The 14,914-nt window shown below is 73.5% G+C and carries 9 protein-coding genes; 6 read left to right on the top strand and 3 right to left on the bottom strand.

Going from position 1 to position 14,914, the window contains the following annotated elements; genetic code table 11:
* Window positions 1-15 precede the first annotated feature (15 nt).
* The 3 genes from nuoL to nuoN are packed head-to-tail and all read left to right on the top strand — an operon-like array spanning window position 16 to window position 5,218.
* A complete protein-coding gene (nuoL, locus tag ABD363_RS02255; RefSeq protein WP_344599619.1) occupies window positions 16-1,986 on the top strand; it encodes an NADH-quinone oxidoreductase subunit L in 1,971 nt (656 codons plus the stop codon).
* Between the two features lie 5 nt (window positions 1,987-1,991).
* The gene (locus tag ABD363_RS02250; protein ID WP_344599618.1) at window positions 1,992-3,563 is read left to right on the top strand and encodes an NADH-quinone oxidoreductase subunit M; all 1,572 of its coding nucleotides are present in this window, start codon (window positions 1,992-1,994) and stop codon (window positions 3,561-3,563) included.
* Window positions 3,560-5,218, top strand: coding sequence for an NADH-quinone oxidoreductase subunit NuoN (nuoN, locus tag ABD363_RS02245; RefSeq protein ID WP_344599617.1), 1,659 nt, complete (start codon window positions 3,560-3,562; stop codon window positions 5,216-5,218). Before ABD363_RS02250 ends, nuoN begins: the two co-directional genes overlap by 4 nt.
* 78 nt (window positions 5,219-5,296) lie before the next feature.
* Here the strand turns inward: nuoN and ABD363_RS02240 are convergent, their stop codons facing one another.
* Window positions 5,297-5,896 carry a Uma2 family endonuclease gene (locus tag ABD363_RS02240; RefSeq protein ID WP_344599616.1) on the bottom strand — a complete coding sequence of 200 codons (600 nt, stop codon included), beginning with the start codon at window positions 5,894-5,896 and terminating at the stop codon, window positions 5,297-5,299.
* A 200-nt stretch (window positions 5,897-6,096) separates the two neighbouring features.
* On the opposite strand from ABD363_RS02240, the gene recQ reads away from it, so the two are divergent.
* Window positions 6,097-8,112 carry a DNA helicase RecQ gene (gene recQ / locus ABD363_RS02235; protein WP_344599743.1) on the top strand — a complete coding sequence of 672 codons (2,016 nt, stop codon included), beginning with the start codon at window positions 6,097-6,099 and terminating at the stop codon, window positions 8,110-8,112.
* A 96-nt stretch (window positions 8,113-8,208) separates the two neighbouring features.
* On the opposite strand, the gene ABD363_RS02230 is transcribed toward recQ, so the two are convergent.
* Both ABD363_RS02230 and fahA read right to left on the bottom strand, forming a co-directional pair.
* Window positions 8,209-9,147 (bottom strand): M56 family metallopeptidase, encoded by a 939-nt coding sequence (locus tag ABD363_RS02230; RefSeq protein ID WP_344599615.1) that lies wholly within the window; start codon window positions 9,145-9,147, stop codon window positions 8,209-8,211.
* 191 nt (window positions 9,148-9,338) lie between these two features.
* The gene (fahA, locus tag ABD363_RS02225; RefSeq protein ID WP_344599614.1) at window positions 9,339-10,550 is read right to left on the bottom strand and encodes a fumarylacetoacetase; all 1,212 of its coding nucleotides are present in this window, start codon (window positions 10,548-10,550) and stop codon (window positions 9,339-9,341) included.
* A gap of 480 nt (window positions 10,551-11,030) precedes the next feature.
* Here fahA and ABD363_RS02220 point away from each other — a divergent pair, with 480 nt between their 5' ends.
* Window positions 11,031-12,218: a DegT/DnrJ/EryC1/StrS family aminotransferase gene (locus ABD363_RS02220; protein WP_344599613.1), complete on the top strand. Its 1,188-nt coding sequence runs from the start codon at window positions 11,031-11,033 to the stop codon at window positions 12,216-12,218.
* A complete protein-coding gene (locus ABD363_RS02215) occupies window positions 12,211-14,589 on the top strand; it encodes a lipopolysaccharide biosynthesis protein (protein ID WP_344599612.1) in 2,379 nt (792 codons plus the stop codon). The genes ABD363_RS02220 and ABD363_RS02215 overlap by 8 nt, the downstream gene beginning before the upstream one ends.
* Window positions 14,590-14,914 lie beyond the last annotated feature (325 nt).

The raw sequence follows: 14,914 nt of genomic DNA, 5'->3' as shown, positions 1-14,914 counted from the left end.
GGGGCGCTGGACCGAATGAACACAGAGAACCTGATGGCGCTGCTGGTGGCGGCGCCCCTGCTCGGAGCGGCGGTCCTGCTGTGCGGCGGCCGCAGACTGGACGCCGTCGGCCACTGGATCGGCACGCTGCTGGCGGCCGTGTCCTTCGCGCTCGGCCTCGTCCTCTTCACCGACCTGCTGGGCAGGGACGCCGACCACCGCACCCTGACGCAGCACCTGTTCAGCTGGATCCCGGTCGAGGGGTTCCAGGCCGACGTCGCCTTCCGGCTCGACCAGCTGTCGATGACGTTCGTGCTGCTGATCACGGGCGTCGGCTCGCTGATCCATCTGTACTCGGTCGGGTACATGGAGCACGACGAGCGCCGCCGCCGCTTCTTCGGCTACCTGAACCTGTTCCTCGCGGCGATGCTGATCCTCGTCCTCGCCGACAACTACCTGCTGCTGTACGTCGGCTGGGAGGGCGTCGGCCTCGCCTCCTACCTGCTGATCGGCTTCTGGCAGCACAAGCCCGGCGCCGCGACGGCCGCCAAGAAGGCCTTCCTGGTCAACCGCGTCGGCGACATGGGCCTGTCGATCGCGATCATGCTGATGTTCCTGTGGTTCGGCACCTTCGCCTTCGGGCCGGTGCTCGGCACCCACGAGGAGGCCGGGCTCGCCGGCGCGGCCGGCGAGGGCAAGCTCACCGCGATCGCCCTGATGCTGCTGCTCGCGGCCTGCGGCAAGTCCGCCCAGGTGCCGCTGCAGTCCTGGCTCGGGGACGCGATGGAGGGCCCGACCCCGGTCTCGGCCCTCATCCACGCCGCGACCATGGTGACGGCGGGCGTGTACCTGATCGTCCGCTCCGCCGCGGTCTTCGACGGCGCCCCGGACGCGCAGCTGGTCGTCACCGTCGTCGGCGCGGTCACACTGCTGTTCGGTGCGATCGTCGGGTGCGCCAAGGACGACATCAAGAAGGCGCTGGCCGGCTCGACCATGTCGCAGATCGGCTACATGGTGCTGGCCGCGGGCCTCGGCCCGATCGGCTACGTCTTCGCGGTCATGCACCTGGTGACGCACGGCTTCTTCAAGGCCGGGCTGTTCCTCGGCGCCGGTTCGGTCATGCACGGCATGAACGACGAGGTCGACATGCGCCGCTACGGCGGCCTGCGCAAGCACATGCCGGTCACCTTCGTCACCTTCGGCCTCGGCTACCTGGCGATCATCGGCTTCCCCGGCCTGTCCGGCTTCTTCTCCAAGGACAAGATCATCGAGGCGGCGTTCGCCAAGGGCGGCGCCGAGGGCTGGATCCTCGGCGCGTGCGCCCTGCTGGGCGCGGCCGTCACGGCGTACTACATGACGCGCGTGATGCTGATGACGTTCTTCGGCGAGGAGCGCTGGCGGCACGCCCCGACGCCGTCCCCGGACCGGCCCGACGTGGAGCCCGCCGCCGAGACCCGCGGCGCGTACGCCCCGCCGCACCCGCACGAGTCGCCGAAGATCATGACGGTACCGATGATCGTGCTGGCCGTCGGATCGGTGGCGGGCGGCGCGTTCTTCAGCCTCGGCGACCGCTTCCTGCACTGGCTGGAGCCCGTCACCGGCCACGACCACGGCCACGCGCCGGTCAGCGCCCTGACGGTCACGCTGGCCACGGTGGCCGTGATGGTCCTCGGCGTGGCGATCGCCTACGCGCAGTACGGCCGCCGCCCGGTCCCGGCCGTCGCCCCGCGCGGCTCGCTGCTCACCCGGGCCGCCCGCCGCGACCTGCTCCAGGACGACTTCAACCACATCGTGCTGGTCCGCGGCGGCGAGCACCTCACGCGCTCCCTGGTGTACGTCGACCACACCCTGGTCGACGGCGTCGTCAACGGCACGGCGGCCTCGGTCGGCGGCCTGTCCGGGCGGATGCGCAGGTTGCAGAACGGCTTCGCGCGCAGTTACGCGGTCTCCATGTTCGGCGGCGCGGCGGTCCTCGTCGCCGCGACCCTGCTGATGAGGGCGGTCTGATACCGATGTCCTTTCCTCTGCTGACAGCGACGGCGGCGCTCCCGGCCGTCGGGGCGATCGCCACGGCCGCCGTACCGGCCGCGAAGCGCACGGCGGCCAAATGGCTGGCGCTGCTGTTCTCGCTCGCCACGCTCGTCCTGGCGATCGTCGTCCTGGTCCGCTTCGACCCGGACGGCGACCGCTACCAGCTCACCGAGTCCCACGCCTGGATCGAGGACTTCGGGGTGCGGTACGAACTGGGCGTGGACGGCATCGCGGTCGCGCTGATCGCGCTCACGGCCGTGCTGATCCCGTTCATCGTCCTCGCCGGCTGGCACGACGCCGACCCCCTGGAGACCGGCAGCAGGAGGTGGCGGCCCACCCAGGGCTTCTTCGCCCTGATCCTGGCCGTCGAGGCGATGGTGATCCTCTCCTTCGAGGCCACCGACGTCTTCCTCTTCTACATCTTCTTCGAAGCCATGCTGATCCCGATGTACTTCCTCATCGGCGGCTTCGGGGACCGTGCCCACGAGCACGGCGAGCAGGCGGCCGCCACGCAGCGATCGTACGCGGCGGTGAAGTTCCTCCTCTACAACCTGGCCGGCGGACTGATCATGCTGGCCGCGGTGATCGGCCTGTACGTGGTCGCCGGGAACTTCTCGCTGACGGAGATCGCCGCGGCCCGGGCCGACGGCTCGCTCGACATGGCGACCAGCACCGAACGCTGGCTGTTCCTCGGCTTCTTCCTCGCCTTCGCGGTGAAGGCGCCGCTGTGGCCGCTGCACACCTGGCTGCCCAACGCCATGGGGGAGGCCACCGCCCCGGTCGCCGTGCTGATCACGGCGGTCGTCGACAAGGTGGGCACCTTCGCGATGCTCCGCTTCTGCCTCCAGCTGTTCCCGGAGGCCAGCACGTGGGCGACGCCCGTCGTCCTGGTCCTGGCGCTCGTCAGCATCATCTACGGGGCGCTGCTCGCGGTCGGCCAGCGCGACATCAAACGGCTGGTGGCCTACGCGTCGATCTCGCACTTCGGCTTCATCATCATGGGCATCTTCGCGATGACCAGCCAGGGCCAGTCCGGGGCGACGCTCTACATGGTCAACCACGGCATCTCGACCGCCGCGCTGATGCTGGTGGCCGGCTTCCTGATCTCCCGGCGCGGTTCGCGGCTCATCGCCGACTACGGCGGGGTGCAGAAGGTCGCCCCGGTGCTGGCCGGCACCTTCCTGATCGGCGGCCTGGCGACCCTGTCGCTGCCGGGCCTCGCGCCCTTCGTCAGCGAGTTCCTCGTCCTGGTCGGCACGTTCACGCGCTACCCGGTGATCGGCATCATCGCCACCTTCGGCATCGTGCTCGCCGCGCTGTACACCCTCGTCCTCTACCAGCGGACGATGACCGGCCCGGTGAAACCGGAGGTCGCCGCGATGCCGGACCTGCGGGTGCGGGAGCTCGTGGTGGTCGCCCCGCTGGTCGCACTGCTGATCTTCCTGGGCGTCTATCCGAAGCCCGTGACGGACGTCGTCAATCCGGCGGTCGAGCAGACCATGTCCGACGTACAGAAGAAGGACCCCCGGCCCGAGGTGGAGGCGGCCAAGTGAGCGCATCAGCCGTCCACAGCCTGTGGACAACGGCGGCAACCGCGGCCGAACCGGTTTCGAAGATCGACGCGCCGACGTTCGAGTACGGGCAGATGGCGCCCACGCTGATCGTCGTCGGCGCGGCGATCGTCGGGGTGCTGGTCGAGGCGTTCGTGCCGCGCAGGTCCCGCTACCACGTCCAGATGTTCGTGTCCGTCGTCGCGCTCGCCGCCGCCTTCGCCGCGGTCGTCGCGCTCGCGGCGGACGGGTACGGCACGACCAGGGCGCGCATCGCCGCCATGGGCGCGATCGCCGTCGACGGACCGGCGCTCTTCCTGCAGGGCACCGTCCTGCTGGCGGGCCTGGTCGGCCTGTTCACCTTCGCCGAGCGGCGGCTCGACCCGGTGGTGCACGGCAACCGCGTCGACTCCTTCGCCGCGCAGGCCGCGTCCGTGCCGGGCAGCGAGAGCGAGAAGGCCGCGGTGAAGGCCGGGTTCACCACCACCGAGGTGTTCCCGCTGCTGCTCTTCGCGATCGCCGGCATGCTGGTCTTCCCGGCGGCCAACGACCTGCTGACGCTCTTCGTGGCGCTGGAGGTCTTCTCCCTCCCGCTGTACCTGCTGTGCGCGCTCGCCCGCCGCAAGCGGCTGATGTCGCAGGAGGCGGCGGTCAAGTACTTCCTGCTCGGCGCGTTCGCCTCCGCGTTCACGCTGTTCGGGATCGCGCTGCTGTACGGCTACGCGGGCTCGATGTCGTACGCGACCATCGCGTCGGTCGTGGACGGCACGGTCACCGACGTCACCCCCGCGCTCGCCGCCACCATGGGCAACGACGCGCTGCTGCTCGTCGGTGCGGCGCTGCTCGTGATGGGCCTGCTGTTCAAGGTGGGCGCGGTGCCGTTCCACATGTGGACGCCGGACGTGTACCAGGGCGCGCCGACGCCGGTGACCGGGTTCATGGCGGCGGCGACCAAGGTGGCGGCCTTCGGCGCGCTGCTCAGGATCCTGTACGTCGTGCTGCCCGGCCTGCGCTGGGACTGGCGGCCGGTGATGTGGGGCGTCGCGATCGTCACCATGCTGGGCGGCGCGATCGTCGCGATCACGCAGACCGACATCAAGCGGCTGCTGGCGTACTCGTCGATCGCGCACGCCGGTTTCATCCTCGCGGGCGTCATCGCGACCACGCCGGACGGCGTGTCGTCGGTGCTGTTCTACCTGGCCGCGTACTCGTTCGTGACGATCGGCGCGTTCGCGGTGGTCACGCTGGTGCGGGACGCGGGCGGCGAGGCCACCCACCTGTCCGAGTGGGCCGGGCTGGGACGCAGGTCGCCGCTGGTGGCGGCCGTGTTCGCGGTGTTCCTGCTGGCCTTCGCGGGCATTCCGCTGACCTCCGGCTTCGCGGGCAAGTTCGCCGTGTTCAAGGCGGCGGCGGAGGGCGGCGCGGCCCCGCTGGTCGTGGTCGGCGTGGTCTCGTCGGCCATCGCGGCGTTCTTCTACATCCGCGTCGTCGTCCTGATGTTCTTCAGCGAGCCGCGGCCGGAGGGCCCGACGGTGGCCGTGCCGTCGCCGCTGACCATGACGGCGATCGGGGTCGGCGTGGCGGTCACGCTGGTGCTCGGTGTGGCCCCGCAGTACTTCCTGGACCTCGCGGGCCAGGCGGGGGTGTTCGTGCGCTGACGCCGCGCTTGCTCGTACGGGGCGGCCCGGCACTCCTCGAGAGGGTGCCGGGCCGCCCCGTGTCCGCCGCGGCCGGGCCTACGCGCCGCCGCGGCGCGGCTTGATGCCGGTGAGGTCCAGATCCACCGGGAACGGGGCGCTGACCTTCATCCGCTCACGGAAGATGCCGACGCCGGTGTAGGCGCCGGTGGTGGGCTCCAGCTCGAAGGCGTGCACGGCGGCGAGCCCCTTCTCGCTCTCCACGCGCCAGTAGTGGGGGATGCCGGCCCGGGCGTACTTCAGCGGCTTGGTCTCCCGGTCGCGGGAGACGGAGTCCGCCGAGACGACCTCGACGGCCAGCAGGACGGCCTCGGCCGGGTACCGGGTCTGCTCCGGGTCCTCCACCACGTCCCCGCGCACCACGATCACGTCCGGCTCGGGCCGGTTCTGGCGGTCGATGTCGATGGTGAACTCGCGGACGACCTCGAACTCCGCCGGGGCCAGCGACTGGAGCTGCCAGTTGAAGAAGTCGACGGCACGCGAGTGGAAGAGGGTCTGCGGACTCACGAAGACGAGGCTCCCGTCGATCAGTTCCGTGTGCGGAGGAAGATCCGGAAGCCGGTCCAGGTCGTCGGCGGTCCAGCCGCCCTCCGGCGGGATCGGCCAGGCGGGCGTGGACGCCTTCGGTGCGACGCTCATCAGTGCTCCCATGGGACGGAGTCTCGCCGGTGCATTCAGACTATCCGCCGGAAACGGACAGGTCTGCCGCGAACGTGTGAACGACGATCGCGTCCTTGACGCGGGACGACGGGCCGGCCTGTGGACAACCCCGGGGGCTGTCGGCGCCGCCCCCTATCGTGGACGCAGTGGTCGAGGGACGACGTACGGGGGACACGACGATGGGCGGGACGGGCGGTATCGCCGAGATGGCAGTGACGGAGAACGAGGCGCTGGCCACGCTCCACCGGGTCTTCGGGTACGAGGCCTTCCGCGGTGAGCAGGAAGCGGTCGTCGAGCATGTGGTGGCGGGCGGCGACGCCGTCGTCCTCATGCCGACCGGCGGCGGCAAGTCGCTGTGCTACCAGATCCCGGCCCTGGTCAGACCGGGCACGGGCGTGGTGGTCTCCCCGCTGATCGCGCTGATGCAGGACCAGGTGGACGCGCTGCGGGCGCTCGGGGTGCGCGCCGGGTTCATGAACTCCACGCAGGACTTCGACGAGCGGCGCGTGGTCGAGGCCGAGTTCCTGGCCGGGGAGCTGGACCTGCTGTACCTCGCACCGGAGCGGCTGCGGCTGGAGGGCACCCTCGACCTGCTCTCCCGGGGCAAGATCTCGGTCTTCGCGATCGACGAGGCGCACTGCGTGTCCCAGTGGGGCCACGACTTCCGGCCGGACTACCTGGCGCTGTCGCTGCTCGGCGAGCGCTGGCCGGACGTGCCGCGGATCGCGCTCACGGCGACGGCGACGCACGCGACGCACCGCGAGATCACCGAGCGGCTGAACATGCCGGACGCCCGTCACTTCGTGGCGAGCTTCGACCGGCCCAACATCCAGTACCGGATCGTGCCGAAGTCGGACCCCAGGAAGCAGCTGCTCGCCTTCCTGCGCGAGGAGCACGCCGGGGACGCGGGCATCGTGTACTGCCTGTCGCGCAATTCCGTCGAGAAGACGGCCGAGTTCCTCACCCGCAACGGCATCGAGGCGGTGCCGTACCACGCCGGCCTGGACGCGGGCACGCGCGCGGCGCACCAGGCCCGGTTCCTGCGGGAGGACGGGCTGGTGGTCGTGGCGACCATCGCCTTCGGCATGGGCATCGACAAGCCGGACGTCCGCTTCGTCGCCCACCTGGACCTGCCCAAGTCCGTCGAGGGCTACTACCAGGAGACGGGCCGCGCCGGACGCGACGGACTGCCATCGACGGCATGGATGGCGTACGGGCTCAACGACGTCGTACAGCAGCGCAAGCTGATCCAGTCCGGTGAGGGCGACGAGGCGTTCCGGCGGCGGGCCGCCCAGCACCTGGACGCGATGCTCGCCCTGTGCGAGACCGTGCAGTGCCGTCGCGGCCGGCTGCTCGCCTACTTCGGGCAGGAAGCCGACCCGGCGGGCTGCGGCAACTGCGACACCTGCCTCACCCCGCCCGAGACCTGGGACGGCACCGTCGCGGCGCAGAAGGTGCTGTCGACGGTGGTGCGGCTGCAGCGGGAGCGGGGACAGAAGTTCGGCGCCGGGCAGATCATCGACATCCTGCTGGGCAGGCGGACCGGCAAGGTCATCCAGTTCGACCACGACCAGCTGTCCGTCTTCGGCATCGGCCAGGAGCTGACCGAGGGCGAATGGCGGGGCGTGGTGCGCCAGTTGCTGGCGCAGGGCCTGGTCGCGGTCGAGGGCGAGTACGGCACGCTGGTGCTGACCGAGGCCAGCGGCGCGGTGCTGCGGCGGGAGCGGGAGGTGCCGCTGCGCAAGGAGCCGAAGCGGCCGGCGGCCGCGCGGGCCGCGTCCTCGGGCGGGACCGGCTCGGCGGGGTCCGGCCGCGGCAAGCCCCGGGCCGCCGCGGCCGAGCTGCCCGAGGAACTGCTGCCCGCCTTCGAGGCGCTGCGCGCGTGGCGGGCCGAGCAGGCCCGGGAACAGGGCGTCCCGGCCTACGTCATCTTCCACGACGCCACGCTCCGGGAGATCGTCACGGCCTGGCCGACCTCGGTGGCGCAGCTCGGCACGGTCAACGGCGTCGGCGAGAAGAAGCTGGCGACGTACGGGGAGGGCGTGCTCGCGGTACTGGCGTCGCTGGACGGCCCGTCCGAAGCGGCGGACCCGGCGTCCGGCCCCGCGGTCCCGGCGGACGTACCGGAGGGCGACGCCGCATCCGAACCGGACGACTGGCCCGAGGCCGACCCGGAGCCGGACGACTGGGCGTAGGAGGACCGGACGGCCGGCCCGGGGCGGAGCCGGACGGGACGGCACGGGGGAGCGGCACAGCGCCGGAAGGGCGCCGGAGGCGTGGTGGTGGTGCGGCTACGACAGTGCCGTCAGCCCCGGCGCGAAGGTGATCAGCAGCGGCACCAGCGGCACCAGGGCCGCCACCGCCGTCGTCAGGGCCCGGTGGCGGCGGTCCAGGCGGGGCGGGGGCTGAAGGAGGCGGTCGACGCGCTCGCCGAGGAGGCGATGGGTGGAGGCGCAGGACAGCACCCCCCGGTGCTGGTTGAGCTCGATCAGGGCCAGGGCCGTGGTCAGGTGGCCGCAGCGGCGGGAGGCCGTGTCGTCGGCGGCCAGTTCGACCAGGCGGTGGGTCTGGTCGCAGAAGTGGGCGAACAGCGGCACGCGGGGGAAGCCGGTGGCCAGCGCCGTCGACAGATGGAGCAGCCAGTCGTGGCGGGCGCGGGCGTGGCCGCGTTCGTGGGTGAGGACGGCGTCGAGCTGGTGGTCGGTGAGGCGGTGCAGGGCGCCGGTGGTGACGATCAGCTGGGGCGGGCTGCCGGGCATCCACCAGGCGTCCGGGTACTCGTCCTCCAGCACCAGCAGGGGGCCGCGGGCGGCGGGCAGACCGGCCGGGAGCTCGGGGGCGCGCTCCCGCAGATGCGCCCGGGCCTGGGCGCGGCGCCGGTACGCCTCGACCAGTTCGCGGGCGAGCATCGCCGTCGTCCAGGCGGCGCCGCAGGCCAGCAGCAGGGTCAGGGCGGCCGCCCAGGGCGGGGCGGCGGACAGGTCGTAGGCCGCGGTCACCGCCGGCGGCGCGGGCGCGAAGAGCTGGCCGCGCACCGTGCCGAAGACGGCGGCGGCGCCCAGCGCCAGGGCCGTCAGACAGCACAGCAGGACGGTGGCGACCAGGCACTGCCACACCCACAGCGCGACCACCGGTTCCCGCTCCGGCCACGCGGCCCGGGTCAGCGCACGCGGCACCGGTACGGCGGCGGTCACGGCGACGACGCTCAGCAGGAGCAGGCAGACAGTCATGCCACGGGTTCCGGATCCTGGTCGATGGGTCGAGAAGGGGCGGCTTCGGTCGTGCTGCGGGGGGAGGCGGCGGCGTGCTGCCGCGGTGTGCGCGGCGGGGTGCGCGCCGCCCGACGCCAGTATGACGGCGACGGGCGGCGCGAGTCAGGGGGGAGCCACAGGCAGTCGGAGGAAAAGCCGGAGAAAAGCGGTCATCCCGCCACCACCCGGCCCGTCACCTCCCCGATTCCCACCCGGGCCCCGTCCGGCCCCGGCGCCCACGCCGACAGCGTCACCACGTCACCGTCCTCCAGGAACGTCCGTCTGCCGTCGGGGAGTTCCAGCGGGTCGCGGCCGTTCCAGGTCAGTTCCAGCAGGGACCCGCGCTGCCGCTCCCCGGGGCCGCTCACCGTGCCCGAGCCGTACAGGTCGCCGGTGCGCAGACGGGCGCCGTTGACGGTCATGTGGGCCAGTTGCTGGGCGGCCGTCCAGTACATGGTGGAGAACGGCGGCTCGGACACCACGTGCCCGTTGACCGCCACGGAGATCCGCAGGTCGTAGCCGCCCGGCTCCTCCGCGCCGTCGTCCAGGTACGGCAGCAGCGGATGCGTCCGCTGCGGCGGGGCCACCCGCGCCTGCTCCAGCGCGTCCAGCGGTGTGATCCACGCCGAGACCGACGTGGCGAAGGACTTGCCGAGAAACGGGCCGAGGGGGACGTACTCCCAGGCCTGGATGTCCCGTGCGGACCAGTCGTTCAGCAGGCACAGGCCGAAGACGTGCTCGCGGAAGTCGCCGAGCGGCACCGGCCGGCCCGGCTCGGACGGCACCCCGACCACGAAACCGACCTCGGCCTCGATGTCCAGGCGGACCGACGGCCCGAACACGGGGGCGGGGTCGGCCGGCGCCTTGCGCTGCCCGGAGGGCCGCACGACGTCCGTGCCCGACACGACGACCGTGCCGGAACGGCCGTGGTAGCCGATGGGCAGGTGCTTCCAGTTGGGGGTCAGGGGGTCGGCCGCGTCGGGGCGGAAGATCCGGCCGACGTTCCGGGCGTGGTTCTCCGAGGCGTAGAAGTCGACGTAGTCCGCGACCTCGAAGGGCAGGTGCAGGGTCACCGATGGCAGCGGGTGGAACAGCGGTGCGACGACCTCCCGGTGGGACGGGACCGTCACCCACGCGGTCAGCGCGCGCCGCACGTCCGACCAGGCGGTGCGGCCGGCCGCCAGCAGCGGGTTGAGGGTGGGCCGCGCGAGCAGGGGGGCGTACGGCGAGCCGAGCGCGCGCGCCGCCGCGCCGGCGTCCAGGACGTGGTCGCCGAGGCGGACGCCCACCGTCCGCTCCCGCGTGCCGGGGACGGAGAACACGCCGTAGGGAAGGTTGTGCGGTCCGAAGGGATCGCCCTCGGGGACATCGAAGGGGGGCATCGGGTGCTGCCTCGCTTTCGTGCTCGCCGGGTGCGGCCACCTGTCCGTGGCCCGGCCACACGTTACGGGTGCGGCGCCGTTGCCGGGCAGAGGACGAGCAGGCGGTGCTGGGCGCGTTCCGGGCACGGGGACGCCGTACGGCGGGTGGGGGCGCGGTGCGGGAGGGGACGGGCGGGGTGTGTCGCCGGGCGGTGGGGGAGGGGCCGGGGAGGGCGTGCGGCAGCCGGAGCGCGCGCCGGGCGCGCTCCCGGGCTTTCCGCCCCCTCGGTGGCGCTCCGCTTCCACTCGTGCGCGGGAAGTTGTCCACAGGCCGGTATGCAATCTTGACGGAGCGGTGCGAAAGGGGTGAGTCTGGGCGGGTGCCGGAAGGCCTCGGGGAGGGGGCGTTCCGATGGCACATCAGGGGGGCGGATGGCCAGTGGGGAGGCCGGCCTTGACCCGGCGCGTCCGGATGCGCGGCCGGAACGGCTGGAAGAGATCATGCGCGGTCGGCTGGGCCGGGAGTGTGTCTACGTGCCGTCCTGCCGGCTCGGGCTGTTCCTGGCGCTGCGCCACTGGTGCCCGTCCGGCGGCCGGGTGCTGATGTCGCCGGTCAACGACGACGTGATCTTCTTCGTCGTGCTCGCGGCGGGGCTGCGGCCCGTGCAGGCGCCGCTGAACCCGCGGGACGCGTCCATCGACGTCGACGCCGTGCCCGACGAGGTGTGGGGCTCCCTGTCCGCCGTCCTCACCACCAACCTGTACGGCAACCCGGACCCGGCGCCGCGGCTGCGGGCGCGCTGCGACGCGCTGGGCATCCCGCTGCTGGAGGACGCGGCGCACGCCATCGGCAGCACGGTGGGCGGCCGTCCCGTCGGGGCCTGGGGCGACGCCTCCGTCTTCAGCCTGTCCAAGCACGTCGGCGCCCGGACCGGGGGCTTCCTCGCCGTCGCCGACCCGGACCTGCGCGCGGCCCTGCGGCAGACCCGCGACGCGCTGCTCACCCCGCACCGGACGACGGCCGAACTCGCCTACGCCTTGCGCCCCCACGCGGAGGCGGCCGTGCGGGGGCTGCGGCTGCGCCGCCCCGCCCGGGCCGCGCTGCGGCTGCTCGGCCTGGCGGAGCGCGAGGAGATCCGGATGCCGCTGCGCCCCGGGGCGCTGGCCCGCGCGGCGGCCGCGGCCCCGGACCTCACGGCGTACGACCCGTGGGTCCGCGTCGACCTGCACGACTACCGCCGGCGGCCGGGCCGGCTGCGCCTCGCCCGCGTCGCCCGCGGACTCGTCCGCCTGGACGACGTCCTGGCGGCCTGCCGCGCCGGGACCGAACTGCTGCTGTCGACACCGTGGGCGGCGCCGGGGCCGGCCGAGCCCCGGCCCCTGTTCCGGGTACCGCTGTTCGTCGCGGACCGGGACGCCGCGGTGCGGGCGCTGGCGCGGCGGGGCATCACCGTCGGCTACCTCTACGACCCGCCCCTGGACGACTACGCGGGCGCGGACTTCACCGACCCCTCGCCCGCCCCGGAGGCCGCCCGCTGGTTCGCCCGGCACGCGCTGCCCGTGGACCCGCTGCGGGCGCGGGAGGCCGTCGGCGCGCTCAGGGCGTCCGGCGCGCGCCCGGCCCCGGCGCCCGCGGACCGGGCGCGGCCAGGGGCGGCACCGGGAGGGCTGGATCCGTCCCGTGGCTGAGACCCAGGTGCACGAGGCCGCCGCGGCGCCCGCCGACGGCGGCCCGAAGGCGTCCGGAAGCGGGCGGGAGTCCGACTCGCTGTTCAAGAACGCCTACTTCCTGATGCTCAGCACCGGCGTGTCCGCCGTGCTCGGCCTGGGCTTCTGGCTCGTGGCCGCCCGCTACTACTCCGAGGACGCCGTCGGCCAGGGCTCCGCCGCGATCGCCGCGATGCGGCTGCTGGCCAGCATCACCGCGACCACGATGATCGGCGCCGTCGTCCGCTTCGTCCCGCGCGCGGGCCGCGCGACCGGCACGCTGGTGTGGCGTACGTACGCGGCCAGTTCGGTCGTCGTCGCCGTGGCCGCCGTCGTCTTCCTGCTCACCCTCGACCTGTGGGGGGCGTCGTACGCGCCGCTCGGCACCCCCGCCGCCGGAGCGCTGTTCGTCGCGGCGTGCGTGGCCTGGGCGCTGCTCACCCTGCAGGACGGGGTGCTGACCGGGCTGCGCAAGGCCGAGTGGGTGCCGGCCGGGAACGCGGTGTTCTCGGTCGGGAAGCTCGTCCTCCTGGCCGTCTTCGCCGGCACCCTGCCGGTGCTCGGCATCTTCGTGTCCTGGGCCGTGGCGATCGCCTTCTCCACCCTGCCGCTGGGCTGGCTCATCTTCCGCCGGCTCATCCCGCGCCAGGCCGCCGCCGACCGCGACCTGCAGCCGCCCACGTTCGGGGAGATCCGCCGCTTCCTGGCCGGAGACTCGCTCGGCGCGCTGTTCAGCCTCGCGATGATCAACCTGCTCCCGGTGATGGTCGCGGTCCGCTTCAGCGCCGCGGAGAACGGCTACTTCTACGTGGCGTACACCGTCGGCGGCACGATGGAGTTCATGGCCATCAACATGGCCTCCTCCCTCACCGCCCACGCCTCGCACGACCCGCGCCGACTCGCCGACGGCGTCCGCGGGGCGCTGCGCCGCATGGCGCTGCTGCTCGTGCCGGTGGTGGCCGTCCTGGTGGTCTTCGCGCCGCAGATCCTCCTCCCCTTCCACGAGGACTACGCCGAGCACGGCTCCACCGTGCTGCGGCTGCTCGCCCTCGGCGCGCTGCCCAGGGTCGTCGTGGAGCTGTACATCGGGGTGCTGCGGGTCCAGGGGCGCACCGGTGTGCTCGCCGCCGTGCAGGGCGCCATGTGCGCCCTGGTGCTGGGCAGCGCGGCCGTGCTGTTCTCACCGGCCGGGATCGCGGGCGCCGGCTGGGCGGTGCTGCTCGGCATGACGCTGGTCGCCGTCGTCTGCGTGCCCGGCCTGCGCTCCGCGCTGCGCGGCATCGGCGGCACCGGCGGCGTGCGGGCCGGCGCGGACCGGACCGGCGAAACCCCCGCCTACGGCACCCGCTGGGCCCGGCTGAACGCCACCGCCGGGTACGGCACGAACTGGGCGCGCCAGGCGGCGTACCAGCACGGCCGGACCACCGGGAACGCCGGGCACCCCGGGAGTGCCGGGAGTGCCGGGGACGCCGAGAACGCCGAGGACACGGTCACCCTGTTCATAGGACGCCCCGGCTACGAACGCGAGGCCCTGGAGGCGGACACCCTCGCGGTGATCGTGCGGCGGCATCCCGCCGACGCCGGTCCGCCTCGGCGCCCCGACGCCGGCGCGGACCCCGGCAGGGAGGCGCCGGCCGAAGCCGAAGGGCGGGCCGGGGAACGAGCCGAGGGGCGGGCCGGGGGCGACCGGCGCCTGACGTACGCCCTGTGGACCCTCCTCGCGGCCGCCACCGCCGTCTTCTGGGCCGCCCTGCGCGACCTGCCCCGGCTCGGCGCACCGTCCGGGACCGGGCCCGGCGGCCGGGAGATGCTGGACGCGCTCCCCGCCCCGGCGCTCACCGCGGGGGTGGTGCTGCTGCTGGTGTTCGTCGCCTCGGTGACGCTGACCACCCGGCGGGACCCGTGGCTGCCCGGCGCCGCGCTGGGCTCCGCCGTCCTCGCGCTGTACGCCGCGCCGGTCGCCCTCGGCCGGGAACCGCGGCCGGTGGAGGGGACGCTGTACGCCACGACGGCCGGTTTCCTCGCGGACGCGGTGGGGCTCGACGGGCCCGAGCCGCTGCTGCGCTGGGCGCCGCCCGTCTGCCAGCTGTGGTGTCTCGTGCTGCTGTGGCTGCTGCTCGCACGCACGGGCGGCCGGCTGCCGTGGCCGGGACGCTGGGGAATCCTGTACCTCGCCGCGGTGGGCGGCTGGGTGGGGCAGCGGTCGCTCGCACCCTTCGCGCCGCCCCTGCTGCTCCTGCTCGTCCTCGCCCTCGTCGTGCTGCTCCTGGCGCCGCGCCGCCCGTCACCCACGGCACAACCCCCGCCCCGCACCGGACCGCACAGCCGGTCCGGGGGCGGCCCCGGGGACTGATCCAGCACAGCGCACCGACCGCGCACAGAGCACCGACCGCGCACAGAGCCGAACCACCAGGGGGGAACCGTCGTGCGTCCGCCAGCGACTCCACGGGAGAGATCCGCGCCCGAGCCACCCGCGCCCGCACCGGACGCCCATGACACCCACGACGCCCACGACATCCAGGACGCCCACGACATCCCGGACGCCCGTGAGCCCCGCGACGCCCATGGCCTCCCGGCCGGCCGCGACGGTCACGACACCTCGGACGCCCGTGACGCCCGTGACGTCCGCGGCCGCCCGGACGCCGGGAAGGCCGCCGGGAAGCCGCCCCGCCCCGCGG

The organism is Streptomyces glaucus, from assembly GCF_039533365.1.
GTDB classification, from domain to species: domain Bacteria; phylum Actinomycetota; class Actinomycetes; order Streptomycetales; family Streptomycetaceae; genus Streptomyces; species Streptomyces glaucus.
Note: the sequence above shows the minus strand (reverse complement) of the source record. Positions and strands in the feature narration are given on the sequence as shown.